Source organism: Streptomyces sp. NPDC006207, from assembly GCF_040613835.1.
Lineage (GTDB): Bacteria > Actinomycetota > Actinomycetes > Streptomycetales > Streptomycetaceae > Actinacidiphila.
Map to the genome: position 1 here is coordinate 1 of NZ_JBEXSX010000149.1, position 2,290 is coordinate 2,290.

1 protein-coding gene is annotated in these 2,290 nt (G+C 69.0%); it reads right to left on the reverse strand.

Annotated features, from left to right (window positions below):
- Positions 1–30: 30 nt before the first annotated feature.
- A complete protein-coding gene (locus ABZ312_RS45065) occupies positions 31–1,836 on the reverse strand; it encodes a tetratricopeptide repeat protein (RefSeq protein ID WP_500440225.1) in 1,806 nt (601 codons plus the stop codon).
- Between the last annotated feature and the right edge of the window lie 454 nt (positions 1,837–2,290).

Consider the following 2,290-nt stretch of genomic DNA (forward strand, 5'->3'; position numbering starts at 1 on the left):
GCCGCCTGACCCCCGTCGAATTCGAGACCGTCATGACCCCACCGGCCGTCCAGGCCGCGTGACCGAACCTGTCACCCAAACCTGCAGCAGACCCGGGTGGTCGGGGCCCAGGACCCGCATGCGGTCCTCAAGCGTCCGCCGGTCCAGGTCCACTGCCTCCGCGTACTCACCCATCCTCTGCAGAGCAATGGCCAGGTTGTTGCGGCTGGCCAGAGTGTCGGGATGGTCCGGGCCCAGGACCCGCGTACGGTCCTCAAGCGTCCGCCGGTCCAGGTCCACCGCCTGCCCGTACTCACCCATCCCGTACAGAGCAAAGGCCAGGTCACTGCGGCTGGCCAGAGTGTCGGGGTGGTCGAGGCCCAGAAGGCGACCTCGCGCGTCGAGTAGTTGTTGATGTACAACGCGCTCGGCTGCGTAGGCGCCAGCGTCGTGGAGTACCTCAGCAAGAGCCGCAATTGTGTCGTGGGCGTCGGCGAGGACGTCTGGGCTGCGGTCGAGCAGGAGCGACAGGTGTGGGGCCAGGAGGCGGGCGGTGGGCCAGCCGGGGCGTCCGGCTGCCGCGGCTTCGTGGACGGCTTCGGTCAGCCGGTCGGTGAGGGCTCGATGCCACAGGGCGAGGTCGTTGGTGTCGGCTGTGAGAGCTAGGGCGCTGATCTCCCGGACCAGGGGATGCAGCACCACCTGGGCACTGTCCTCCTGCACCATCTCTAGTGCGGTGGCGGGTTCAGGCACGCCCAGGAGGCCATAGCGGTGCAGGCCGGCAAGTGCGACTTCAACGCCAACCACTGTGACCGCCTCGCCTGTCACGGCAGCCAGCAGGCTAGGAGTCACCAGGGACTGCGGGATGGGCGCCTGGCTCAGCAGGGACAGCACCCGCAGCAGGGGACGGGCCAGCTCGTTACCCTCGGCCGTAAGCTGGTCAAGGGACACCTCCCAGGTATGGCGCACCAGAGTGCGGGCGACGTCCGGATCAAGAGTTTCGGGGTGCTGCGCGCCCAGGAGTGTGGGCAGCTCGGCGTCCAGGGCTTGGCGGTAGTGGTCGAAGGTTCGGTAGCGGCTGGTGGCTGTGGCGAGGTAGGAGCCGGCCGCATGCAGGGCCAGCGGCAGCCCACCCAGGCGGGCCGCTAGCTCCCGGGCCTGCTCCGGCGTGCCGGCCCGCGGTGCGACATCCAGCAGGACTTGGCCCGCGTCGGGCACGGCCAGCGGCTCCAGCCGCAGCAGCTCTGCGCGCGGCCCCCAGGTCTGCGTGCTGGTGTCCCGGCTAGTGACCAGCAGCAGACCGCCGCCGTGCGGGCGAATCCACCCCCGATAGTGCGCCAACGGCTCATCGCCGGGATCCACAAGCTGTGGCTCATCGACGTTGTCGAGTACCACCATCCACCGCCGCGAGGACTCCAACTGCCTCCAGACCACATCCGGCAGGCTCTCCTGCCCAGCCCGGGCCGACTCCAGATCCCCTTCCGGCAGCCCGCACGCCACCGCCACCTGCGTCATTTGCTGCGCCAAGTCCACCGAGGTGCGCCACCGCAGCCAGAACACCGCACAGCCATCTGCTTCGGCCTGGGCTGCGAGCTGCGCGGCCAGCGTCGTCTTGCCCAGCCCTCCAGCACCGCACACCACCGCCAACCTGCCCTGCGGCCGGCGCAGCATCCCCGTCAGGAAACCCAGTTCAGTCTCCCGGCCACGCACTCGCTCCACGTGCTGGCGCCGCAGGGATGCGTGCCGAGTCCCGACCAGTCTGTCCACCGACGTCAGCCGCACCGAAGGTGCTCCGTCGTCCAGGTTCCGCCCCCACAGCAGCAGCCCGATGCTGAGCGCCACCAGCAGCCCGAACACCGGCCACACCACCCACGCATGCGTTGCCCACGCTGGCACCGTCGCACTCGCGTAGTTGGTTACCGGGCCCAGTACCGCCGTCACCAACGCGGCAACCCCCGACACGCCCGACCCCACCCACGCATGCCGCCTGTGCCGCCCCATGCCCTCACCCCCGAGACCTTGCTCACACCGTGCCAAAGCCTAGAACCCGGCACCACGAGTCGGGCCCACTATGCAGTCCGTCTCAGTTTCCGTCTCGTTCATAGCCGCACGCCGTGGTTCGCACTCGTCCGCAAGCCACTACACACCCCGCTCCAAGAACGGCCATGAACCCGCCCGAACGGCCAGGGACACCATCCTCACCGCACCAGGCAAACCTGCAAATCGAGTTACGTGGGTTCGATTCCCGCCACGGCCTCTACTTTTCCGACCAGGCAAAACGATAGGGCGGCGCCTCGATGGAGGCGCCGCC